Below are 21,611 nucleotides of genomic sequence, written 5' to 3'. Positions count from 1 at the left end.
AAGTAGTCTTGAGCCCATGCCTGAAAGCCGTACCGTCGCACTCGTCACCCTTGGCTGCGCCCGTAACGAGGTGGACTCGGAGGAGCTCGCAGGCCGTCTGGAGGCGGACGGCTGGAAGCTCGTCGACGACGCCGAGGAAGCGGACGTCGCCGTCGTGAACACGTGCGGCTTCGTCGAGGCCGCGAAGAAGGACTCCGTGGACGCCCTCCTGGAGGCCAACGACCTCAAGGGCCACGGAAGAACGCAGGCCGTCGTGGCGGTGGGCTGCATGGCCGAGCGGTACGGCAAGGAGCTGGCCGACGCCCTCCCGGAGGCCGACGGCGTCCTCGGCTTCGACGACTACGCCGACATCTCCGACCGCCTGCAGACCATCCTGAACGGCGGCATCCACGCCGCCCACACCCCGCGCGACCGGCGCAAGCTGCTGCCGATCAGCCCCGCCGAGCGGCAGGAGGCCGGAGCCGCGGTCGCCCTGCCCGGGCACGGCCCGACCGACCTCCCCGAGGGCGTCGCCCCCGCCTCCGGGCCCCGCGCGCCCCTGCGCCGCCGCCTGGACGGCTCCCCGGTCGCCTCGGTGAAGCTGGCCTCGGGCTGCGACCGGCGCTGCTCCTTCTGCGCCATCCCGTCCTTCCGCGGCTCCTTCATCTCGCGCCGCCCCAGCGACGTGCTGAACGAGACACGGTGGCTGGCCGAGCAGGGCGTCAAGGAGATCATGCTGGTCTCCGAGAACAACACCTCCTACGGCAAGGACCTCGGCGACATCCGGCTCCTGGAGTCGCTGCTGCCGAACCTGGCCGAGGTCGACGGCATCGAGCGGGTGCGGGTCAGCTACCTCCAGCCGGCCGAGATGCGCCCCGGCCTGATCGACGTGCTGACCGCCACCGAGAAGGTCGTTCCCTACTTCGACCTCTCCTTCCAGCACTCCGCGCCGAACGTGCTGCGCGCGATGCGCCGCTTCGGCGACACCGACCGCTTCCTGGAACTCCTCGACACCATCCGGAGCAAGGCACCCGAGGCGGGCGTGCGCTCCAACTTCATCGTCGGCTTCCCCGGCGAGTCCGAGGCCGACCTCGCCGAGCTGGAGCGGTTCCTCAACCACGCCCGCCTCGACGCCATCGGCGTCTTCGGATACTCCGACGAGGAGGGCACCGAGGCGGCGACCTACGGCGACAAGCTGGACGAGGACGTCGTCGCCGAGCGGTTGGCCCGCGTCTCCCGCCTGGCCGAGGAGCTGGTCTCGCAGCGGGCCGACGAGCGCGTCGGGGCGACCGTGCGGGTACTCGTCGAGTCCGTGGACCCGGCCGGCGAGGGGGACGGCGTGCGCGGCCGCGCGGAGCACCAGGCGCCGGAGACGGACGGCCAGGTGCTGCTCACGAGCGGCGCGGGCCTGAGTGTCGGTCGTATGGTCGACGCGAAGGTGGTCGGTACGGAGGGCGTCGACCTGGTGGCCGAACCGCTGCCGGGCTCGCCCGAGTGGAGTGAGGAGGCCGGCAGATGACCGGAGCCCCGGCGTCCGCGGCGGGCGGCTCCTCCAGTGCGCGCCGGGCCGGCCCGCGCGGCGCCTCGGGCGCGGCACAGGAACCGGCCGGGCGCACGACTTCGGGGGGCGCCGTGGAACGGGACGCGGGAGAGCGGCGGGGCGCCACCGAGGGTGGCGCCGGCGCGCGCGGCGGCAAGATCGCGGCGGCCGCCGTCAACCAGGCGAGCGTCTGGAACGTCGCCAATCTGCTGACGATGCTCCGGCTCCTCCTGGTGCCGGCCTTCGTCGCGCTCATGCTCGGCAACGGCGGCTACGACCCGGCCTGGCGCTCCTTCGCCTGGGCCGCCTTCGCCATCGCCATGATCACCGACCTCTTCGACGGGCACCTGGCGCGCACCTACAACCTCGTCACCGACTTCGGGAAGATCGCCGATCCCATCGCCGACAAGGCGATCATGGGCGCGGCGCTCATCTGCCTGTCCGCGCTGGACGACCTGCCGTGGTGGGTGACGGCCGTCATCCTCGGCCGGGAACTCGGGATCACCGTCCTGCGTTTCGTGGTCATCCGGTACGGCGTCATCCCCGCGAGCCGGGGCGGCAAGCTCAAGACGCTCACCCAGGGCATCGCCGTCGGCATGTACGTCCTGGCGCTGACGGGGCCGCTGGCCACCCTGAGGTTCTGGGTGATGGCGGCGGCGGTCGTCCTGACCGTCGCGACCGGCCTGGACTATGTGAAGCAGGCCATTGTGCTGCGCCGCCGGGGAATCGCCGAACGCAGAGCGGCGTTGAAGGAGACGGAAGTTTGAGTTCCACGGCCGCCGACGTGGTGCGACTACTCACGGTCAGGGGCGAGACCCTCGGGGTCGCCGAGTCACTGACGGGTGGAATGGTCGCTGCCGCGCTCACGGCGGTCCCCGGGGCGTCCAAGGCCTTCCGGGGCTCGGTCACCGCGTACGCGACGGAGCTGAAGCGGGAGCTGCTCGGCGTCGACGGCGAGCTGCTCGCGGCGCGCGGAGCGGTGGATCCGCAGGTCGCCGCCCGGATGGCGGCAGGCGTACGCACGGCGCTGGGCGCCGACTGGGGCATCGCGACGACGGGCGTCGCCGGTCCGGACCCGCAGGACGGGCAGCCCGTGGGGACGGTTTTCGTAGCCGTGGACGGGCCCTCCGGGGCCGAGCGGGGTTGCGCCGATGGCGGAAAAGTGGAGGCGCTGCGGTTGAACGGCGACCGCGCGGAAATTCGTATGGAGAGTGTACGGAGCGTACTCGCACTTCTTCTGAGGGAGCTTGCGAGCGAACAGACCGGGAATGAGCGGGCACAGGATACGGAACGGAACGGGGGGTTTTGATGTTTGCAGCCCTGAGTGAACACGACATCGCTCCCCGCACGGCCGCGGCGCGAGGCGGTACGGTGGGGCGTGAAGGATGCGGTTACACGGTCCGAGGAGGGAGCCACCGATGATTCTGCTCCGTCGCCTGCTGGGTGACGTGCTGCGTCGGCAGCGCCAACGCCAGGGCCGTACTCTGCGCGAAGTCTCCTCGTCCGCCCGAGTCTCACTCGGCTATCTCTCCGAGGTGGAGCGGGGGCAGAAGGAGGCTTCTTCCGAGCTGCTCTCCGCCATCTGCGACGCGCTGGACGTACGGATGTCCGAGCTCATGCGTGAAGTGAGCGACGAGCTCGCCCTTGCCGAGCTGGCCCGGTCCGCCGCGGCGACGCCCAGCGAGACCGTACCGGCGCCGGTACGTCCGATGCTGGGTTCCGTGTCGGTGACCGGCGTGCCACCGGAACGGGTGACCATCAAGGCGCCCGCCGAGGCAGTGGACGTCGTCGCCGCCTGAGCGTGCGAGAACGTGTGCGTGTGAGGCCCCGGCCAGGGGTCGCTCCGGAGATCCGGAGCGACGAGGCCGGGGTTTTCGCATGCCCGGGGGTGTCCGGGGTGCGGGCGTGCGGGCCCTCGGCGGTGCCGCCGCCGGTTTGCCGGTCCGTGAGGGGGCGGTCATCGTGGAGGGAGATGGCCGGGGGGCGAACCGACGGAGGCGTGGATGTACGTCGTGAAGAGCCCGTTGTCCGACGCGGACCTGAAGACCGTCTCCGAGGCGTTGCAGGGCGCTCTCGTCGACCTGGTCGACCTGTCCCTGGTGGCGAAGCAGATCCACTGGAACGTGGTCGGCCCGCGCTTCCGCTCCGTCCACCTCCAGCTGGACGAACTCGTCGGCACCGCCCGCACGCACTCGGACACCGTGGCGGAACGGGCCTCGGCGCTCGGCGTCTCCCCGGACGGGCGGGCCGCGACGGTCGCCGTCGGCAGCGGCATCGACGTGACCCCCGAGGGCTGGGTCGACGACACCACCGCCGTACAGACCGTCGTGGACGCGCTGGGCGCGGTGATCGGGCGGATGCGTGAGCGGATCGCGGCGAGCGGTGAGCCCGATCCCGTGAGTCAGGACATCTTCATCCAGATCACGGCCGATCTCGAGAAGCAGCACTGGATGTTCCAGGCCGGAAACGGATGACGCGGGATGGTGTCGGCGCGGACGGCTCGCCGGGCGGCCGCGCTGGGCCTCGGCGTGCTGTGGTGGTGGGCCGTGCTGCGCCTGGCGTTGGAGCCCGGTGCAGGGGTGCTCGAAGGGGCGGTCGCGGTCGGCGGCTGGGGGCTGAGCGTGCTGCCGGTGCACTGTGTGCCACGGCGCCGGGCCGCGGGGGCGCTGGGAGCCGGACGGTGGCGCCGGGCCCTGCGCGAGGCGCGGACGCGGGGAGCGGCCACGACCCGCCCGGACGGGCGCTGACCTTTACGGCGGGTGCTTGGGGGAGTAACGTACAACCAAATGGTTGTAGACGGAGTGGTCGATGAGGCGGCAGCGGGTACGGACCGCCTGTTCCAGGCCCTGGCCGACCTGACCCGCCGCGACATCCTGCGCCGGTGCGTGCGGGAGGACCTGTCGGTGTCACGGCTGGCCGAGGCCTATCCGATGAGCTTCGCCGCGGTGCAGAAGCACGTCGCGGTACTGGAGCGGGCCGGTCTGGTGGTCAAGGAGCGCCGCGGACGGGAGCAGCTCGTGCGGACCGATCCTGACGCCCTGGGCCGGGCCCGCCGTGCCCTGGACGAACTGGAGGCCGCCTGGCGCGGACGGGTGGAGCGGATGTCCGGTCTGCTCGCCGAGGCGCCGGAGGCCGGATCCGAAGCGCAGCAACCGACGGAAGGACAGAGCCGATGAGTGTCACCAGCCTGGACAAGGATCTCGACAACCTGACCCTCACCCTGGTCGCCGACTTCGCCGCTCCGGTGGAACGGGTGTGGCAGCTGTGGTCCGATCCCCGGCAGCTGGAGCGCTGGTGGGGACCGCCGACCTACCCGGCGACGGTGGAGGAGCACGACCTGACCCCGGGCGGGGACGTCACGTACTTCATGACCGGCCCGGAAGGCGAGAAGTTCCGCGGCTGGTGGCGGGTGGCCACGGTCGACGCCCCCAGGTCGCTGGAGTTCACCGACGGATTCGCCGACGAGGACGGGGTGCCGAACGCCGCGATGCCGACGACCGCGAACCGGGTGACGCTCACCGAGCGCGACGGCGGCACCCGCATGGAGATGCGGGCGGTCTTCGACACCCGGGAGCAGATGGAGCAGCTCATGACGATGGGCATGGCGGAGGGCCTGCGCGAGGCGGCCGGCCAGATAGACGCTCTGCTCGCCGCCTAGGGCTGGCCCGGCCTTCCTTGGCCTTCCCGCCTTCCCGGCGGCTCGCTCAGCGCCGTGTCCGGGCGCCTGTGCGGCCGCCCGGACGCGGCGCGGGCCCCGCCTGGCAGGTCGGGCACCAGTACGTCGGGCGCTCACGGGAGCCGTCGCCCTGGTCGGCCACCCGGACCGACGTGCCGCAGCGCAGGCAGGGGCGGGGCGCCCGGCCGTACACGAACAGGTCCTGGCCGCGCAGGCCCGTCGTGCGGCGGACCGGACGGTCGCGGTTGGCCTCCAGAAGCTTCTTGGCGAGCGTGGGCAGCCGCGCGGCCAGGTCGGCGGGCAGTTCGTCCACCGGCAGCCAGGGGGTGACGCCGAGCAGGAAGCACAGCTCGCTCTTGTAGACGTTGCCGATGCCGGCGAGATTGCGCTGGTCGAGCAGGGCCTCGCCGAGCGCGCGGGGCGGGTCCGCGCGCAGGTTGTCCAGGGCGCGCTGCGGGTCCCAGTCGGGGCCGAGCAGGTCGGGGCCCAGATGGCCGACGGCGCGCTGCTCGTCGGCGGTGCGCAGGATGTCCAGCACCGGGAGGCGGTAGCCGACGGCCGTGCGGTCGGCGGTGCCGAGGATCACCCTGATCTGGTGCGCCGGGCCGCCGCTCCAGCGCTGACCGGGCGCGAACACCTTCCAGGAGCCGTCCATCCGCAGGTGCGAGTGGACCGTCAGGCCGCCCTCGACACGGGTCAGCAGATGCTTGCCGCGCGGGGTGACGTCCAGGACGGTGCGGCCGGTGAGGTCGACCGTGGCGTACCGGGGGACGCGGAAGTCGCTGCGGGTCAGCACCCGGCCCGCGAGGGCGTCGTGCAGCCGTCGCGCCGCCTGCCAGACCGTGTCTCCTTCGGGCATGGCTCAAGGGTGACAGGGTCACGCCCTGATACGCAGACCGCGCGGGGTGGCGATGAACCCCGCTCCCTCCAGGAGGGGGCCGAACGGGGACGTCAGGGCCGCCGTGCCGTTGACCCGCTCCACGGTGACCGTGCCGAGGGAACCGGCGCGGGCGGCCTCCGCCAGCGCTTCGGCGGCGGCTCGCAGCCGCGGGTCCTCGGTGGGCAGCCGGTCGGGGTCGGAGGGCCACAGCAGCAGGGTCTTGCCGCCGCGCTCCATGTAGAGCGCCGGTTCGCCCTCGACGAGCACCACCAGGGAGCCGGCCTTGCGACCGGGCTTGTGCGTGGCACCGGCCGGCGGTTCGGGCCAGCCGAGGGCCGCGCCGTACGCGTTCGCCGGGTCCGCGGCGGCCAGCACGACGGCCCGCGGACCGACGGGGGTGCGGTCGCGACGGCCGGGGAAACCGGTGTCGTACCCGCCGCGCGTGCCCTCGATGCGGCCGTGCGCGCCGCCCCCGCCCGCGCCGCCCCCGCGCGGGCCGCCGGCGCCCGGCTCGGCGTAGTCGCGCGGCGAGATGTAGTCGCCCCGGGAGGGTGAACGGCCCAGCCGGTCGGGGTCGGCGAACACGTCGTCGAAGGGCGCCGGGCCGCCGGTCCCTCCCTGGCCTTTCGGGCTCAGCGAACTCCCGGGGCCCCCAGGGTTGTCGGTGGCGAAGTCGGCGAAGGGGTCCGGGGCGTCGTCGGGCCGCCCGGTGCGGCCGCGCCCGATGTCGCCGAAGGCGTCCCGGGGGTCGAAGGGGGCGAAGGGGTCGAGGGAGGAGTCGTCGGCGGGGCCGGGGGAGCCGTGAGGTCCGGCGGGGCCGACGGTCCCGGGCCGGGGCGCGGAGCCGTCGGGCCCCGGCCCGATCGCGGAGCCAACGGTCCCGCGGCGGTACGCGGAGCCGTCGCGCGGGAAGTCCTGCGGACCGGCGGGGCCGTCACCGCGCTCGCGTGCGTTCGCCACCGCGCGCAACCGGTCCACGGCGCCCTCCATGGCGAACTGCGCCGCACCGAGCCCCTCCACCACGTAACCGCGCCGGGCCTGGCCGCTCTCCTCGAACGCGGCGAGGATCCGGTAGACCGCCGAGAAGCCGCCCTCGACGCCCTCCGCGGCGACGGCGCCACGGGTCACCACGCCGTGCCGGTCGAGAAGCGTGCGGGCCAGGGCATGGGCCCGCACGGTGCCGTCGGCCTCGCGGTCGGGCAGCAGCGACCAGCGGCCCGCGACCGTCGGCGGGCCGGTGCGGGACGCCGGGCGGGCGGCGGCCGTCAACGAGCCGTACCGGCCGCGGGGCACCGCGCGCTTGGCACGGTGGGCCGTGGAACCCGCGGTGCGGCCGGAGCCCAGCAGGGAGCGCAGGGGTGCCGGCGTGTCGTTGGTCAGCCGACCGGACCAGGCCAGGTCCCACAGGGCGTCGGCCAGCTGCGGATCGGTGGCCTCCGGGTGGGTGGTGGCGCGGACCTGGTTGGCGATCTGGCGGAAGAACAAGCCGTATCCGCCCGAGAGCGCGCTCAGGACGGACTCGTGCAGGGCGGTCGTCTCCAGGGGGTGCGGGGGCGGCAGGAGCAGCGGGGCCGCGTCCGCGAGGTAGAGGGAGACCCAGCCGTCCTTGCCGGGCAGCGACCCCGCCCCGGCCCACACCACCTCGCCGGCGGCCGTCAGCTCGTCCAGCATCGCGGGGTTGTAGTGCGCCACGCGGGAGGGCAGCACCAGCTTCTCCAGGGCGGAGGCGGGCACGGAGGCGCCCTGCAACTGCTCGACGGCGCGGACCAGCCCGTCGACGCCGCGCAGCGTGTGCCCCTTGCCGATGTGCTGCCACTGGGGGAGGAACTGGCCGAGCGCGGCCGGTGCCACCGGCTCCAGCTCGTGCCGGAGCGCGGCCAGGGACCGGCGGCGCAGCCTGCGCAGGACGGTCGCGTCGCACCACTCCTGGCCGATGCCGGCCGGATGGAACTCGCCCTGCACGACCCGCCCCGACCCCGCGAGCCGCTGGAGTGCGCCCTCGGTGACCGCCACGCCCAGACCGAAGCGGGCCGCCGCGGTGACCGACGTGAAGGGGCCGTGGGTGCGGGCATGGCGGGCCAGGAGGTCGCCGAGCGGGTCCTTGACCGGCTCGGTGAAGGCCTCCGGCACACCGACGGGCAGCGCCGTGCCCAGCGCGTCGCGCAGCCGGCCCGCGTCCTCGATCGCCGCCCAGTGGTCGGCGCCGGCGATCCGCACCCTGATCGCGCGGCGGGCCGCGGCCAGCTCGGGCGCCCACTGCGGCTCGGCTCCGCGCTCGGCCAGCTCCGCGTCCGTCAGCGGACCGAGCACCCGCAGCAGGTCGGCGACGCCCTCGGGATCCTTGATGCGGCGGTCCTCGGTGAGCCACTGCAGCTCGCGCTCCAGCTCGGTGAGCACCTCCGCGTCGAGCAGCTCGCGCAGCTCCGCCTGGCCGAGCAGCTCCGCCAGCAGCCGCGAGTCCAGGGACAGCGCGGCGGCCCGGCGCTCGGCGAGCGGCGAGTCCCCCTCGTACAGGAACTGGGCGACGTAGCCGAAGAGCAGGGAGCGGGCGAACGGCGACGGCTCCGGGGTGGTGACCTCGACCAGGCGGACCTTGCGGGCCTCCACGTCGCCCATCAGCTCGACCAGGCCGGGGACGTCGAAGACGTCCTGGAGGCACTCGCGGACCGCCTCCAGGACGATCGGGAACGAGCCGTACTCGCTCGCCACCTCCAGCAGCTGCGCGGCGCGCTGGCGCTGCTGCCACAGCGGGGTGCGCCTGCCGGGGCTGCGGCGGGGCAGCAGCAGCGCACGGGCCGCGCACTCGCGGAAGCGGGACGCGAACAGGGCCGAGCCGCCCACCTGATCGGTGACGACCCGGTCGACCTCGCCCTTGTCGAAGACGACGTCGGCCGCGCCGACCGGCGCCTTCTCCGCGTCGTACTCGAGACCCGGCTTCGCGGGGTCCTGGTCGAGGAAGTCCAGGCCCATCAGGTCGGCGTCCGGCAGGCGCAGCACGATGCCGTCGTCGGCGTGCATGACCTGGGCGTCCATGCCGTAGCGCTCGGACAGGCGGGCGCCCAGGGCGAGGGCCCAGGGGGCGTGGACCTGGGCGCCGAAGGGGGAGTGGACCACGACCCGCCAGTCGCCCAGCTCGTCCCGGAAGCGCTCGACGACGATGGTGCGGTCGTCGGGGACGTGGCCGCATGCCTCACGCTGTTCGTCGAGGTACGCCAGCACGTTGTCCGCGGCCCAGGCGTCCAGACCGGCGGTGACCAGGCGCAGCCGGGCGTCCTCCTTGGACAGGGAGCCGACCTCGCGCAGGAACGCGCCCAGCGCGCGGCCCAGCTCCAGGGGTCGGCCCAGCTGGTCGCCCTTCCAGAACGGCAGCCTGCCCGGCACCCCCGGCGCCGGGGAGACCAGGACCCGGTCGCGGGTGATGTCCTCGATCCGCCAGGAGCTGGTGCCGAGCGTGAAGACGTCGCCCACGCGGGACTCGTACACCATCTCCTCGTCCAGCTCGCCGACCCGGCCGCCGCCCTTCTTCGGGTCGGCACCGGCCAGGAACACCCCGAAGAGCCCGCGGTCGGGAATCGTGCCCCCGGACGTCACGGCGAGCCGCTGCGCCCCCGGGCGGCCGGTGACCGTGCCGGCGATCCGGTCCCAGACCACGCGCGGGCGCAGCTCGGCGAAGGCGTCGGAGGGGTAGCGGCCCGCGAGCATGTCCAGGACGGCCGTGAAGGCAGACTCCGGGAGAGAGGCGAACGGGGCGGCCCGGCGGACGGTGGCCAGGAGGTCGTCGACCTGCCAGGTGTCCAGCGCGGTCATCGCCACCAGCTGCTGGGCCAGCACGTCCAGTGGGTTGGCGGGGATCCGCAGGGCCTCGATGGCGCCGCTGCGCATCCGCTCGGTGACCACGGCGGACTGCACCAGGTCGCCGCGGTACTTGGGGAACACCACACCCGTGGAGACCGCGCCGACCTGGTGGCCCGCGCGCCCCACGCGCTGCAGGCCGGAGGCGACGGAGGGCGGCGACTCGACCTGGACCACCAGGTCGACGGCGCCCATGTCGATGCCCAGCTCCAGGCTGGAGGTCGCGACGACGGCGGGCAGCCGCCCCGCCTTGAGGTCCTCCTCGACCAGGGCGCGCTGCTCCTTGGAGACCGAGCCGTGGTGGGCGCGGGCGATCACGGGCGGGGCGCCCTGGGCGGCGCCCGAGCCGCCCATCAGCTCGGCGGGGGAGTGGTGCTCGTCCAGGGGCTCGCCGGTCGCGCGCTCGTACGCGATCTCGTTGAGCCGGTTGCACAGGCGCTCGGCCAGCCGCCGGGAGTTGGCGAAGACGATCGTGGAGCGGTGCGACTGGACCAGATCGGTGATCCGCTCCTCGACGTGCGGCCAGATCGACGGGCGCTCCGCCCCCTCGTTGCCGTCCGCGACCGGGGAGCCGCCCAGCTCGCCGAGGTCCTCGACGGGGACGACGACGGACAGGTCGAACTCCTTGCCCGACTCCGGCTGGACGATCTCGACCCGGCCGCGCGGGGCGAGGAACCGGGCGACCTCGTCCACCGGGCGGACCGTCGCCGACAGGCCGATACGGCGGGCCGGCTTCGGCAGCAGCTCGTCCAGCCGCTCCAGGGTGAGCGCGAGATGGGCGCCGCGCTTGGTGCCCGCGACCGCGTGCACCTCGTCCAGGATCACCGTCTCGATGCCGGTCAGCGCGTCGCGCGTGGCCGACGTCAGCATCAGGAAGAGGGACTCCGGGGTGGTGATCAGGATGTCCGGCGGCCGGGTGGACAGGGCGCGGCGCTCGGCGGCCGGGGTGTCGCCCGAACGGATGCCGACCTTGACCTCGGGCTCGGGCAGGCCGAGGCGCACGGACTCCTGGCGGATGCCGGTCAGCGGGCTGCGGAGATTGCGCTCGACGTCGACGGCCAGGGCCTTCAGCGGTGAGACGTACAGGACGCGGCAGCGCTTCTTGGGGTCGGCGGGCGGGGGAGTCGAGGTCAGCTGGTCCAGCGCGGCGAGGAAGGCGGCCAGCGTCTTGCCGGAACCGGTGGGGGCGACCACCAGGACGTCCGAGCCCTGCGAGATGGCCTGCCACGCGCCCGCCTGCGCGGAGGTGGGCGCGGAGAAGGCCCCCGTGAACCAGCCGCGGGTCGCGGGCGAGAAGCCGTCCAGGGCTCGGTGTGCGGAGCTGACCATGGCTCCATCGTGCACCCGACCACTGACAATCGGCCCGGCCCGGGGGCTGGGCCGGGAGCGAGGACCAGGGCCCGGTGTCCGAGGGGCCGCCGGAGTCCGCTGCGGGTGACGGAGAATGGGGGCATGGCGGGAACGGGCGAGCGGGCACGGCACTGGCGCTATGCCGAGTTGCCCGACGTCGACCTGCTCCGCGCCCAGTACATACGCAAGACCTTCGTGCGCCACACGCACGAGCACTTCGTCATCGCCGCCATCGCCGACGGTGTGGAGGTCTTCCACCACGGCGGGAGCGACCAGTACGCCGGGGCCGGCTCCCTCGCCCTGGTCAACCCGGACACCCCGCACACGGGGCGGGCCGGGGTGCCGGAGGGGTGGCGGTACGGGGCCGTCTACCCGGCGCCCGAGCTGATGGCCGGGATCGCGGCGGAGACGACGACGCTGCGCGGGACGCCGGGGTTCGTCCGGCCGGTGCTCGACGACCCGTACACCGTCGAGCTGGTGCACCGCGTGCTGCGGGCCGCCGACGACGGGAACGCGCTCGCCGCCGACACTCTGCTGCGGGTGGCCGTGACCCGGCTGCTGCGGCTGAACGGCGGTCCGCTGCCCCGGCGCCGGGTGCGTACCGCCGGGGCGAGTACGGCGGCACGCGCGCGTGCCGTGCTGGAGGAACGGATGGCCGATCCGCCGAGCCTGGAGCGGCTCGCCGAGGAACTCGGGAGCAGCCCGTTCGCGCTGTTGCGGGCCTTCCGGGACGCCTACGGGATGCCGCCCCACACCTGGCTGACGGACGCCCGGGTGCGTCGGGCGCGGCGGCTGCTGGACACCGGGACCTCCCCGGCCGAGGCCGCGATCGCCGTCGGGTTCACCGACCAGCCTCACCTGAACCGGCACTTCGCGCGGATCGTCGGTGTGCCGCCCGGTTCCTACCAGCGCGAGCGCAAGAACGTACAAGACGCGCGGCGGGAGCTGCTCCTACCGTTCGAGGCGTGACAGAACAGACAGCCCTTCCCGACGCTCCCGACACGGGAGGCGCCGGTGCCAAGCCGGACGCCGCCGTCGTACGGGACGCCCTCGGGGTCGGAGTCGCCGTCGGACTGTCGGGGTTCGCCTTCGGGGTGACCTCGGCCGGCAGCGGACTCACCCTGGCCCAGACCTGCGCCCTCAGCCTTCTGGTGTTCACCGGGGCGTCCCAGTTCGCGCTCGTCGGCGCGCTCGCGGCAGGCGGAAACCCGCTCACCGCGGCCGCGGGGGCCTTCTTCCTGGGCGTCCGCAACGCCTTCTACGGGCTGCGCCTGTCGCAGTTGCTGGCCCTTCCGCGCGCGGTGCGGCCGTTCGCCGCGCAGTGGGTCATCGACGAGACGACGGCCGTGGCGCTCGCACAGCCCACGCGGCGCGGCGTCCGGATCGGCTTCACCGTCACCGGGCTCACGCTGTACGTCCTGTGGAACCTCACCACCCTGCTCGGCGCGCTGGGCGCCGAGGCCATCGGGGACACCGACGCCTGGGGCCTCGACGCGGCCGGTCCGGCGGTCTTCCTCGCGCTGCTCGCGCCGATGCTGAAGAACACCACGGAGCGCGCGGTCGCCGCCCTGGCCGTCCTCCTGGGGCTCGGTCTGCTGCCCGTGCTGCCCGCCGGCGTGCCCGTCCTGGTGGCCGCGCTCGCGGCGCCGCTCGTCCTGTGGGCGCGCGGACGCCGCGCGGGTGACGCCGAGGACGGTGCGGTCCGCGGTGCCGCCGAGGGGGAGGACGGGCGATGAGCGTGTGGATCGCGATCGGCGTGACCGCCGTGGGCTGCTACGCGGTCAAGCTCCTCGGGCTGCTGGTGCCCGCGGGCGCCCTGGAACGGCCCCTGGTCCGGCGGCTCGCCGCGCTGCTGCCCGTGGCCCTCCTCGCGGCGCTCACCGCCCAGCAGACCTTCGCCGACGGGCAGCAGCTCGTGCTGGACGCGCGGGCCGCCGGAGTCGCCGCGGCCGCCGTCGCGCTGCTGCTGCGCGCACCGTTCCTGCTCGTCGTCGCGGCGGCCGTGGTGGTCACCGCGGGCGTACGGGCCATGGGCGGCTGAGCCGGCGGGTCAGCCCAGAGGACGGCCGTACGCCCGGAGGGTGCGCAGGGCATCGAGCGTCACCCGGCCGCGGGCCTCCAGCGCCGGGGCGGGGGCCCACCGGCGTCGGCGCACGGGCCAGCCGCCGTCGTCCTCCTGCCCGGCCGCGAGGAAGTCGAGGGAACGGGCCATCTCGTCGTCCGTGAACCACGCGCGCGCGAGCGAACGCGGATCCCTCGCGTAGTCGTGCGGGAAGTGGTGCTCGCCGGGGGCGTGGCCCGGAGGGACCGGACCGGCGTCGAGATCGTCCGGGTCCAGCACGGCGAGCCGCTGCTCGCGCACCAGGCGGCCCAGCCGGTCGGCCGCGGCCCGCGCGCGCGGCCGGTCCGGAGCCGTGTCCAGGAAGGCCACGGCCGCCCGGGCCTCGTACGGGTGCGGGGACACCAGCGACTCGGCCGCCTGCCAGCAGAAGTCCGTGGCCCGGAACAGCCACGCGTGCCAGACCTCGTTGCGGTGCAGCAGGCCGACCACCGGCCCGGTGACGAGCAGCTCGCCCGGAGGGTCGGCCACGACCGGCAGGAAGGGCGCGGCCGGTGCCCCGTCCCGGCCCGCACGGGTCACCGGCAGGGCACCGTCCGGGGTGGACACGGCGGTCAGATAGCGGCAGACCCGTTCGGCCCGCTGCCCGCCGCAGCGGCCGACGGCGTCCAGGACGCGCAGCGCGTGCGCGGTGTGCAGCGGCTGACTGGCCGGGCCGCGCAGATCGGGCTCCAGCGCGTGGCCGTACCCGCCGTCCTCGTTGCGGTAGGCCTCCAGCGCGGTCTCCACCGGGCCGGGGTCCCCGCCGCGGAAGTCGTACGCGAACAGCCGCTGCTCCAGTACGCGCGCGGTGAGCCAGACGAAGTGCTCCGCGCGCGCGAGCGGTGAGCGCGGGCCCTGGGCGCGGGGGGACGCGGGCGGTGGGATCGCGGGGAGGGGGGACGCTCCGGTTTCGGCCATGGGACAGACCGTAGGCCGAAAGGCGGTTCCGGCAGGTGGTCCCGGCTCGGGGCCCACTCTCAGGGGCGGGATACTGGGGGCATGCGGTTGACGGTCTTCTGGGAGCGGATGACGGATCACTTCGGTCCGGGGTACACCGACACCTTCGCGCGCGATCACGTGATGGCGGAGCTGGGCGGGCGTACGGTGCACGAGGCGCTGGACGCCGGCTGGGACGCGAAGGACGTGTGGCGCGTGGTGTGCACCGTCATGAACGTGCCGCGGGAACAGCGGTGACGGTTCACGAAGATCGCCGTACCGGGCTCCCCTGTCGGTGGCGTGGGCGAGACTTGCTCCGTGGCATCCACTGACGAGACCGGGCAGGCCGCCCGGCACGCACCCCCGGCGGGCACCGCGCCGCCCGCCGGCCCGCCGGCCCCCGGCTCCGGAGCGGGGCCGGGCGCCCGCATGCCGCGCTGGCTGCCGCGCGCCATGGTGCTGGCCCTCGCACTCATCGCCGCCTTCCAGCTGGGCAGCTGGGCCTTCCACCAGCTCACCGGGCTGCTGATCAACGTCCTCATCGCGTTCTTCCTGGCCCTGGCCATCGAACCCGCGGTGAGCTGGATGGCCGGGCGCGGCATGCGCCGTGGATTCGCCGCCTTCCTCGTCTTCCTCGCCGTGCTGATCGCCGCCGCGGGGTTCGTCACCCTGCTCGGCTCCATGCTCGCGGGCCAGATCGTCAAGATGGTCGAGGAGTTCCCGGACTACCTCGACTCCGTCATCAACTGGGTCAACGGCCACTTCCACACCGAGCTGAGACGGGTCGACATCCAGGAGGGACTGCTCCGCTCCGACTGGCTGCGCAACTACGTGCAGAACAGCGCGACGGGCGTCCTGGACGTGTCGGCCCAGGTCCTCGGCGGCCTCTTCCAGCTGCTGACGGTGCTGCTGTTCTCGTTCTACTTCGCCGCCGACGGTCCCCGGCTGCGCCGCGGGCTCTGCTCCGTCCTGCCGCCCGCCCGCCAGGCGGAGGTCCTGCGCGCGTGGGAGATCGCCGTGGACAAGACCGGCGGCTACCTGTACTCACGCGGGTTGATGGCGCTGATCTCCGGCGTCGCGCACTACATCCTCCTGGAGATCCTCGAGGTGCCCTACGCGCCCGCGCTCGCCGTGTGGGTCGGTCTGGTGTCGCAGTTCATCCCGACCATCGGCACCTATCTCGCGGGCGCCCTGCCCATGCTGATCGCGTTCACGGTCAACCCCTGGTACGCGCTGTGGGTGCTGATCTTCGTGGTGATCTACCAGCAGTTCGAGAACTACGTGCTGCAGCCCAAGCTGACGTCGAAGACCGTGGACATCCACCCCGCGGTCGCCTTCGGCTCCGTCATCGCGGGCACCGCCCTCCTCGGCGCCGTCGGCGCGCTGATCGCCATCCCGGCGGTCGCCACGCTGCAGGCGTTCCTCGGCGCGTACGTCAAGCGCTACGACGTCACGGACGATCCCCGCGTCCACGGGCGCAGGGACCGCCGGTCGGTGTCCGGGACGTCCACGCGGCTGCGCAAACTGTGGGCCCGGCGCCCGGAGCAGGGGCGCCCGGGAACGGAGGGCACGGAAGGCACGGAAGGCCCCGGGGACGGTGGCTCCTCCTGAGGCGCGGCGCACCCTCCTGAGGGGCGCCCGCGGGCTCAGTAGGTGAGACCGGCCCACACACCGGCGCCGGCGACGGCGGCCGCGTAGCAGCACACCGCCCCCGGTCACCACCCGCCGGCGCACGGTCCCGCTCCACGGGGTGAGCGCCAGCAGGCGGGCCAGCACCGGCAGTACCAGCACGGCGTGCAGGGACACGCCGTGCAGCGGCTTGAGCCACGCCGTGGAGTGGTAGGCGGCCTCCTGGTGACCGGTGCGGGTGAGCACCACACCGCGCGCGATCATCGCGGCGCCCGAGGCGAGCCCGACGAGCAGCACCGCGAAACCGGAGCGCACCGCCAGGGCCATCCCCGCCGGTCCTGTGGGACGACGGAGGAAGGAGGCGAGGGCGAACGCGGTGAGCAGCACGACCAGGACACCGCCGCCCACCGCGAGCGTCATGGACACGGTGGTGTCGAAGGGCGTCTCCATGTTGAGGTGCGAGGGCACCCCGCGCCATGCCTGGAGGGTGATCCCGCCCACCTCGACGACGCAGTCGGCCGCGAACACCGCGAGCAGCGCCGCGCGCGCTCGCGGCCGCAGGTCCAGGTACGAGGTGACCCAGGTGACCGCGATCAGCGTCACCCCGAAGGACAGCCCGAACGTCACCGGCTTCCGCCAGGACACCGGCCCGCCCCAGGGCCCGCCGTCCACCGCGAACACCAATAGGTGCGCGAGGCCGGAGAGGAGCAGCACTAGGCCCGTCGCGCGGCACAGGCGCGGTACGGGAGAGCGATCGGTGGGGGCGGTCTGCATGGGAGGAGCCTGGCAACGGCCGCCCGCCCCCGTCGTCGTCCCGCCGGAGGCACCCGCCGTACGCCGACGGGAGCAGGGTCAGCCCTGCGGTTCCTGCGGCTTGGCGTCGATCTCCCGCAGGTTGCGGTCCTCGAACCCGGTGCGGGTCTCGGTGCGGTGACCGCGGGCGATGTAGTCCCGCACCACCGCCTCGACGGCGTCCTGGGGTGAGCCGATACCGGCCAGGACCATCACCTCCACCACGAGTTCGGCGTCGAGATCGATGGTGATCCTGGCCATGGTGTCCCCTCTCCGACCTTTCCCGGTGGGCATCCGCATCCAACCACCCGGCTCGCCGGCCCAGGGGACGTACGCTCGGAAGTGCCGCGTGGTGCGCTTGACACGAAAATCGAACATCCATTCTTATGGAAGCTCGGGCAGGGCTCGTGACGGGTGATTCGAGTGGGTTCGGGTTGAAATGCACCCGGGTTATCCACAGGCCGGACCCGCATCGGGGCCCATTGTCAGTGGCAGGCATTAGCGTCTTTGACGTGAAGCGATCGAATCAAGCAAACCGGGTGGAACCCATGGCAGGAACCGACCGCGAGAAGGCCCTCGACGCCGCGCTCGCACAGATTGAACGGCAGTTCGGCAAGGGCGCGGTCATGCGCATGGGTGACCGGACCAACGAGCCCATCGAGGTCATCCCGACCGGCTCGACCGCGCTCGACGTGGCCCTCGGCGTCGGAGGCATCCCGCGCGGCCGTGTCGTGGAGGTCTACGGCCCCGAGTCCTCGGGCAAGACGACCCTGACCCTGCACGCGGTGGCGAACGCGCAGAAGGCCGGCGGTCAGGTCGCGTTCGTGGACGCCGAGCACGCCCTCGACCCCGAGTACGCCAAGAAGCTCGGCGTCGACATCGACAACCTGATCCTGTCCCAGCCGGACAACGGCGAGCAGGCCCTGGAGATCGTGGACATGCTGGTCCGCTCCGGCGCCCTCGACCTCATCGTCATCGACTCCGTCGCCGCGCTCGTCCCGCGCGCGGAGATCGAGGGCGAGATGGGCGACAGCCACGTCGGTCTGCAGGCCCGACTGATGAGCCAGGCCCTGCGGAAGATCACCAGCGCGCTCAACCAGTCCAAGACCACCGCGATCTTCATCAACCAGCTCCGCGAGAAGATCGGCGTGATGTTCGGCTCCCCGGAGACCACGACCGGTGGCCGGGCGCTGAAGTTCTACGCCTCGGTGCGACTCGACATCCGGCGCATCGAGACGCTGAAGGACGGCACCGACGCGGTCGGCAACCGCACCCGCGTCAAGGTCGTCAAGAACAAGGTCGCGCCGCCGTTCAAGCAGGCCGAGTTCGACATCCTCTACGGCCAGGGCATCAGCCGCGAGGGCGGCCTGATCGACATGGGCGTGGAGAACGGCTTCGTCCGCAAGGCCGGCGCCTGGTACACGTACGAGGGCGACCAGCTCGGCCAGGGCAAGGAGAACGCGCGCAACTTCCTGAAGGACAACCCCGACCTGGCCAACGAGATCGAGAAGAAGATCAAGGAGAAGCTGGGCGTCGGCGTGCGCCCCGAGGAGTCGGCCACCGAGCCCGGCGCGGACGCCGCCTCCGCAGCCCCGGCCGACGCCGCACCGGCGGTGCCCGCACCGACGACCGCCAAGGCCACCAAGTCCAAGGCCGCGGCAGCCAAGAGCTGACCCGTGACCCGACGAACCGACTGGGCCGAGTACACGAGCGGCTCCGCCGGGGCGGGCGACGCCGCGTACGGGGCGGCTGCGGCCCCGTACGAGACGGACCCCTCCGCCGCCGGTCCCCGCGAGGACAGCGCGGCACACCACGGTGACGGCGAGGCGCGCCACGGTGACGGCGAGGCGCGCCACGGTGACGGCGAGGCGCGCCGCTCAAGCGGACGGAGCCGTGGAGCGGGCGGCACGCGCGGGCGCCGAGGGCGCGAGCGTACGGAGCCGTCCGCCGAGGACGGAGGTGCCACTTCCTCGTCGAGGGCCGAGAAGGGGGAGCCTCCGCGGGACCCGGTGGAGCAGGCACGGGCGATCTGTCTGCGCCTGCTCACCGGGACCCCGCGCACCCGCAGACAGCTGGCCGACGCCCTGCGCAAGCGGGAGATCCCCGACGAGGCCGCAGAGGAGGTGCTGTCCAGGTTCGAGGAGGTCGGCCTGATCAACGACGGCGCCTTCGCCCAGGCCTGGGTGGAGTCCCGGCACCACGGGCGAGGGCTGGCCAGACGCGCCCTCGCCAGGGAACTGCGCACCAAGGGCGTCGAGGCGACGCTCATCGACGTGGCGGTGTCCCAACTGGACACCGAGCAGGAGGAGGAGACCGCGCGCGACCTGGTCGCCCGCAAGCTGCGCGCCACCCGGGGCCTCGACCGCGACAAGAGACTGCGCCGCCTCGCCGGCCTGCTGGCCCGCAAGGGCTACCCCGAGGGCATGGCCCTGCGGGTGGTCCGCCAGGCGCTGGAGGAGGAGGGCGAGGACACGGAACACCTCGGCGACGAGGGGTTCTGAGCAGGCGTGAGGCCCGAGGGCGCTTCGAGGCGGGCCGGGAAGGCCGGCCAGGCGCAGACCGCGCAGGATTACCTTGCGCTCCCGGAAGGGTGAACGCTCGCCGCACGGCGGTACCGTCTGCGCCGTCGCGTGGCCGCAGGAGCCGCGGCCACCGTGCGTACACCGCCGCCGGGAGACCGGCGGCGGACGGACCCGCGCGGACACCCCTTCCAGCACGCCCCGAAAGGCGGCCCCGCCATGCACACGCCCGCCCGCCGCCGAAGAGCCGCCTGCCTTCTGCTCCTCGGCACCGGCCTGTTGCTGAGCGGCTGCGGCCTCTACCCGGCCGACTCCGGTTCATCCGGTTCGGCAGACGACGGACCGCTCACCCTCGGATTCGTCAACGGCGGCGACAGCCGGTTCCACACCTGTCTCCAGCGGTCCGTGGAGATCGCCGCCAAGAACAACTTCGCGAGGCTGGTCACCGCGAACTCCCGGCAGGACGCCGCGACCGAGCTGAACAACATCGAGGACATGATCGCGCGTGAGGTCGACGCGATCATCCTCCAGACCGTCGACACGGACGCGCTGGAACGCGACATCGAGAGGGCCGAGGAGGCGGACATCCCCGTCTTCCTGACCTCCGTGGGCACCGACCCGGACACCATCCTGGGGGCGGTGGTGGTCGACCTGGAGGCCGTCGGACGGCTCGACGCCCAGTGGGTCGCCGACGACGCGGCGGGCCGGGACGTGCAGGTCGCCGTCATCGCGGGGGCGCCGGGCGCCGCCTCCGACCTGCTCACCGACGGCTTCACGGCGGCCCTGCCCGCCAACGCCGAGGTGGTCGCCGAGGAGCCCGGCATGTTCGACGCCGGCCGGGCCGGAGAGATCGCCGCCACCATGGCGCGGGCCCACCCCGGCCTGGACTACGCCTTCGTCGCCAACGAGCAGATGGCCTTCGCCGCCCGCGAGGCCTTCGACGCGGCCGGAGCCGACCGGGTCAGGATCGTGACGGTCAACGGCACCGACGAGGCCCTGGACGCGCTGAAGGACGGACGTTTCTCCGCGACGGTGTCCAACTCGGCCGGGAACACCGGTGAACTGGCCGTCCGCAACACCATCGCCCTGCTGCGGGACAGGAAGGCGAAGAAGATCGACCAGACCCCGATCCGCCTGGTCACCAAGGGCAACGCGGACACGGCACCCCTGTACTGCCCCGCCGACTACTGACCCCGTGCGGCCACCGGGAGGCCCGCCGACCGCCAGGCCTGGAAGCCGCCGATCAGGTCGGTGGCCCGGTGCAGTCCCAGACGGTGCAGTGACTCCGCAGCCAGACTGGAGGCGTAGCCCTCGTCGCACACCACGACCACCCGCACCTCGTGGTCCGTCGCCTCGGGGACGCGGTGGCTGCCCAGCGGGTCCAGCCGCCACTCCAGTTCGTTGCGCTCGATCACCAGCGCGCCGGGAATCACACCGTCCCGCTCGCGCAGGGCGGCGTACCGGATGTCGACCAGCAGCGCCGTGCCCGCCTCGGCGGCGTCGTACGCCTCGTCCGGCGCGATCCGCCGATACCCGGCGCGTACCCGCTCCAGCAGGGCGTCGATTCCGGTGGGCCCGCTCACTGCCAGTCCTGCGGGCGCTCGACCTGCTCCAGGCGCAGGGTCTGTCCGCTGCGGCTGTAGCGGCGGATCTGCGGCAGGGGCGGGTAGTAGGCGTGCACGGACACCGCGTGGCGGTCGGACGACTCGTTGAGGACCTCGTGCACGTGGTGCCGGCCGAAGGCGCGCCCCTTGCCGACGGTGAGCCGGCGTTCCCGGTCCACACCGTCGTTGAGTTCGAGGGTCTTCCAGCCGTCGGTGGGCAGGCGGGCGGCGAGCGCGTTCTCCTTGAGCTCGCCCGCGGCCGTGACGAAGGCGCCCACGGAGTCGGCGTGATCGTGCCAACCGGTGCCCGTGCCGGGCGGCCAGCCGATCAGCCAGGCCTCGCTGCCACCCGGTCCGGCCAGCCGCATCCAGGTGCGGCCCTCGGGGTCGAGCGGCAGGGAGGCGATCAGTTCGGCGTCGGCCGCCGCCCGCCGTACGAAGTCGAGGAGTTGGGCCTGCGTCGGGGCGGACGTGGACGCGGACGTTGGAGAAGGGGAGGCAGGAGAAACGGAGGAGAAGGACACGGGTACCGTCCTGGGAGTTCGCGAGGGAGCGCGCGGCGGCACGTCGACCGGCGGCACGCGCGAAGGAAAGGGGAGGCGAATTCAGCAGGACGGACGACACACGCAGCCCGCATAGCGGACGAGGTCCATATGGACCCTCCGCCACAGGCGCACACAGGTGTCGGTCACGATCCGGAGTAGACCATGACGGTGCGGGCCGGTCAACTCAGCGTCACCATGCGGACAGCGG

At 73.4% G+C, this 21,611-nt stretch carries 23 protein-coding genes and 1 pseudogene; 16 read left to right on the top strand and 8 right to left on the bottom strand.

What is annotated here, in order from left to right:
* The first annotated feature begins 16 nt into the window (after positions 1-16).
* From rimO to ACFV9J_RS32625, 8 genes are all read left to right on the top strand, one after another.
* Positions 17-1,498, top strand: coding sequence for a 30S ribosomal protein S12 methylthiotransferase RimO (gene rimO / locus ACFV9J_RS32660; RefSeq protein ID WP_385360293.1), 1,482 nt, complete (start codon positions 17-19; stop codon positions 1,496-1,498).
* Positions 1,495-2,286 carry a CDP-diacylglycerol--glycerol-3-phosphate 3-phosphatidyltransferase gene (gene pgsA / locus ACFV9J_RS32655; protein ID WP_385360290.1) on the top strand — a complete coding sequence of 264 codons (792 nt, stop codon included), beginning with the start codon at positions 1,495-1,497 and terminating at the stop codon, positions 2,284-2,286. The genes rimO and pgsA overlap by 4 nt, the downstream gene beginning before the upstream one ends.
* Positions 2,283-2,828, top strand: coding sequence for a CinA family protein (locus ACFV9J_RS32650; protein ID WP_385360288.1), 546 nt, complete (start codon positions 2,283-2,285; stop codon positions 2,826-2,828). Before pgsA ends, ACFV9J_RS32650 begins: the two co-directional genes overlap by 4 nt.
* Before the next feature lie 109 nt (positions 2,829-2,937).
* Positions 2,938-3,318, top strand: a complete 381-nt coding sequence (locus ACFV9J_RS32645) for a helix-turn-helix domain-containing protein (protein ID WP_003973269.1) — start codon at positions 2,938-2,940, stop codon at positions 3,316-3,318.
* Positions 3,319-3,522: 204 nt separating this feature from the next.
* Entirely contained in the window at positions 3,523-3,993 is a 471-nt protein-coding gene (locus tag ACFV9J_RS32640) for a Dps family protein (RefSeq protein WP_385360286.1), read from the top strand.
* A gap of 6 nt (positions 3,994-3,999) precedes the next feature.
* Entirely contained in the window at positions 4,000-4,266 is a 267-nt protein-coding gene (locus ACFV9J_RS32635; protein ID WP_385360284.1) for a hypothetical protein, read from the top strand.
* Between the two features lie 39 nt (positions 4,267-4,305).
* Positions 4,306-4,695: an ArsR/SmtB family transcription factor gene (locus ACFV9J_RS32630; protein ID WP_385360281.1), complete on the top strand. Its 390-nt coding sequence runs from the start codon at positions 4,306-4,308 to the stop codon at positions 4,693-4,695.
* A complete protein-coding gene (locus ACFV9J_RS32625) occupies positions 4,692-5,177 on the top strand; it encodes an SRPBCC domain-containing protein (RefSeq protein WP_385360279.1) in 486 nt (161 codons plus the stop codon). Before ACFV9J_RS32630 ends, ACFV9J_RS32625 begins: the two co-directional genes overlap by 4 nt.
* A 46-nt stretch (positions 5,178-5,223) precedes the next feature.
* Here ACFV9J_RS32625 and ACFV9J_RS32620 read toward each other — a convergent pair whose 3' ends face one another.
* Both ACFV9J_RS32620 and ACFV9J_RS32615 read right to left on the bottom strand, forming a co-directional pair.
* Entirely contained in the window at positions 5,224-6,054 is an 831-nt protein-coding gene (locus ACFV9J_RS32620) for an Fpg/Nei family DNA glycosylase (protein WP_385360277.1), read from the bottom strand.
* Between the two features lie 18 nt (positions 6,055-6,072).
* Positions 6,073-11,256, bottom strand: coding sequence for an ATP-dependent helicase (locus tag ACFV9J_RS32615; protein WP_385360274.1), 5,184 nt, complete (start codon positions 11,254-11,256; stop codon positions 6,073-6,075).
* Between the two features lie 123 nt (positions 11,257-11,379).
* Here ACFV9J_RS32615 and ACFV9J_RS32610 point away from each other — a divergent pair, with 123 nt between their 5' ends.
* From ACFV9J_RS32610 to ACFV9J_RS32600, 3 genes are read left to right on the top strand one after another with little or no spacing between them, the layout of a single operon-like run.
* The gene (locus tag ACFV9J_RS32610; protein ID WP_385360272.1) at positions 11,380-12,246 is read left to right on the top strand and encodes an AraC family transcriptional regulator; all 867 of its coding nucleotides are present in this window, start codon (positions 11,380-11,382) and stop codon (positions 12,244-12,246) included.
* Entirely contained in the window at positions 12,243-13,013 is a 771-nt protein-coding gene (locus ACFV9J_RS32605; protein WP_385360269.1) for an AzlC family ABC transporter permease, read from the top strand. Before ACFV9J_RS32610 ends, ACFV9J_RS32605 begins: the two co-directional genes overlap by 4 nt.
* On the top strand, positions 13,010-13,318 hold the full coding sequence (locus tag ACFV9J_RS32600) for an AzlD domain-containing protein (RefSeq protein ID WP_356862288.1): 309 nt from the start codon (positions 13,010-13,012) through the stop codon (positions 13,316-13,318). Before ACFV9J_RS32605 ends, ACFV9J_RS32600 begins: the two co-directional genes overlap by 4 nt.
* 9 nt (positions 13,319-13,327) lie before the next feature.
* Here the strand turns inward: ACFV9J_RS32600 and ACFV9J_RS32595 are convergent, their stop codons facing one another.
* Complete coding sequence (locus tag ACFV9J_RS32595; RefSeq protein WP_385360266.1) at positions 13,328-14,296, bottom strand: hypothetical protein; 969 nt, start codon at positions 14,294-14,296, stop codon at positions 13,328-13,330.
* 81 nt (positions 14,297-14,377) lie between these two features.
* Here ACFV9J_RS32595 and ACFV9J_RS32590 point away from each other — a divergent pair, with 81 nt between their 5' ends.
* Positions 14,378-14,572, top strand: coding sequence for a DUF3046 domain-containing protein (locus tag ACFV9J_RS32590; RefSeq protein WP_385360264.1), 195 nt, complete (start codon positions 14,378-14,380; stop codon positions 14,570-14,572).
* A 60-nt stretch (positions 14,573-14,632) separates the two neighbouring features.
* On the top strand, positions 14,633-15,925 hold the full coding sequence (locus ACFV9J_RS32585; RefSeq protein ID WP_385360262.1) for an AI-2E family transporter: 1,293 nt from the start codon (positions 14,633-14,635) through the stop codon (positions 15,923-15,925).
* A gap of 35 nt (positions 15,926-15,960) precedes the next feature.
* On the opposite strand, the pseudogene ACFV9J_RS32580 reads toward ACFV9J_RS32585, so the two are convergent.
* Both ACFV9J_RS32580 and ACFV9J_RS32575 read right to left on the bottom strand, forming a co-directional pair.
* Positions 15,961-16,717 (bottom strand): annotated as a pseudogene (locus tag ACFV9J_RS32580) (hypothetical protein).
* Positions 16,718-16,795: 78 nt separating this feature from the next.
* Positions 16,796-16,996: a type II toxin-antitoxin system VapB family antitoxin gene (locus tag ACFV9J_RS32575; RefSeq protein ID WP_385360259.1), complete on the bottom strand. Its 201-nt coding sequence runs from the start codon at positions 16,994-16,996 to the stop codon at positions 16,796-16,798.
* A gap of 287 nt (positions 16,997-17,283) precedes the next feature.
* On the opposite strand from ACFV9J_RS32575, the gene recA reads away from it, so the two are divergent.
* The 3 genes from recA (at position 17,284) to ACFV9J_RS32560 (ending at position 20,445) form a co-directional block, all read left to right on the top strand.
* A complete protein-coding gene (gene recA, locus ACFV9J_RS32570; RefSeq protein WP_164382998.1) occupies positions 17,284-18,408 on the top strand; it encodes a recombinase RecA in 1,125 nt (374 codons plus the stop codon).
* Between the two features lie 3 nt (positions 18,409-18,411).
* Positions 18,412-19,236, top strand: coding sequence for a recombination regulator RecX (gene recX / locus ACFV9J_RS32565; protein WP_385360255.1), 825 nt, complete (start codon positions 18,412-18,414; stop codon positions 19,234-19,236).
* 237 nt (positions 19,237-19,473) lie between these two features.
* Complete coding sequence (locus ACFV9J_RS32560) at positions 19,474-20,445, top strand: sugar ABC transporter substrate-binding protein (protein ID WP_385360253.1); 972 nt, start codon at positions 19,474-19,476, stop codon at positions 20,443-20,445.
* Here the strand turns inward: ACFV9J_RS32560 and ACFV9J_RS32555 are convergent.
* The 3 genes from ACFV9J_RS32555 to ACFV9J_RS32545 all read right to left on the bottom strand — a co-directional run bounded on the left by ACFV9J_RS32555 (position 20,439) and on the right by ACFV9J_RS32545 (position 21,535).
* Positions 20,439-20,837 (bottom strand): rhodanese-like domain-containing protein, encoded by a 399-nt coding sequence (locus ACFV9J_RS32555; RefSeq protein ID WP_385360251.1) that lies wholly within the window; start codon positions 20,835-20,837, stop codon positions 20,439-20,441. The genes ACFV9J_RS32560 and ACFV9J_RS32555 overlap by 7 nt on opposite strands.
* Positions 20,834-21,382, bottom strand: coding sequence for a cysteine dioxygenase (locus tag ACFV9J_RS32550; RefSeq protein WP_385360249.1), 549 nt, complete (start codon positions 21,380-21,382; stop codon positions 20,834-20,836). The genes ACFV9J_RS32555 and ACFV9J_RS32550 overlap by 4 nt, the downstream gene beginning before the upstream one ends.
* 81 nt (positions 21,383-21,463) lie before the next feature.
* Positions 21,464-21,535, bottom strand: a complete 72-nt coding sequence (locus tag ACFV9J_RS32545) for a putative leader peptide (RefSeq protein ID WP_309544753.1) — start codon at positions 21,533-21,535, stop codon at positions 21,464-21,466.
* Positions 21,536-21,611 lie beyond the last annotated feature (76 nt).

Source organism: Streptomyces sp. NPDC059906, from assembly GCF_042730645.1.
In the GTDB taxonomy this organism is placed as follows: Bacteria; Actinomycetota; Actinomycetes; order Streptomycetales; family Streptomycetaceae; genus Streptomyces; species Streptomyces rubrogriseus.
Note: the sequence above shows the minus strand (reverse complement) of the source record. Positions and strands in the feature narration are given on the sequence as shown.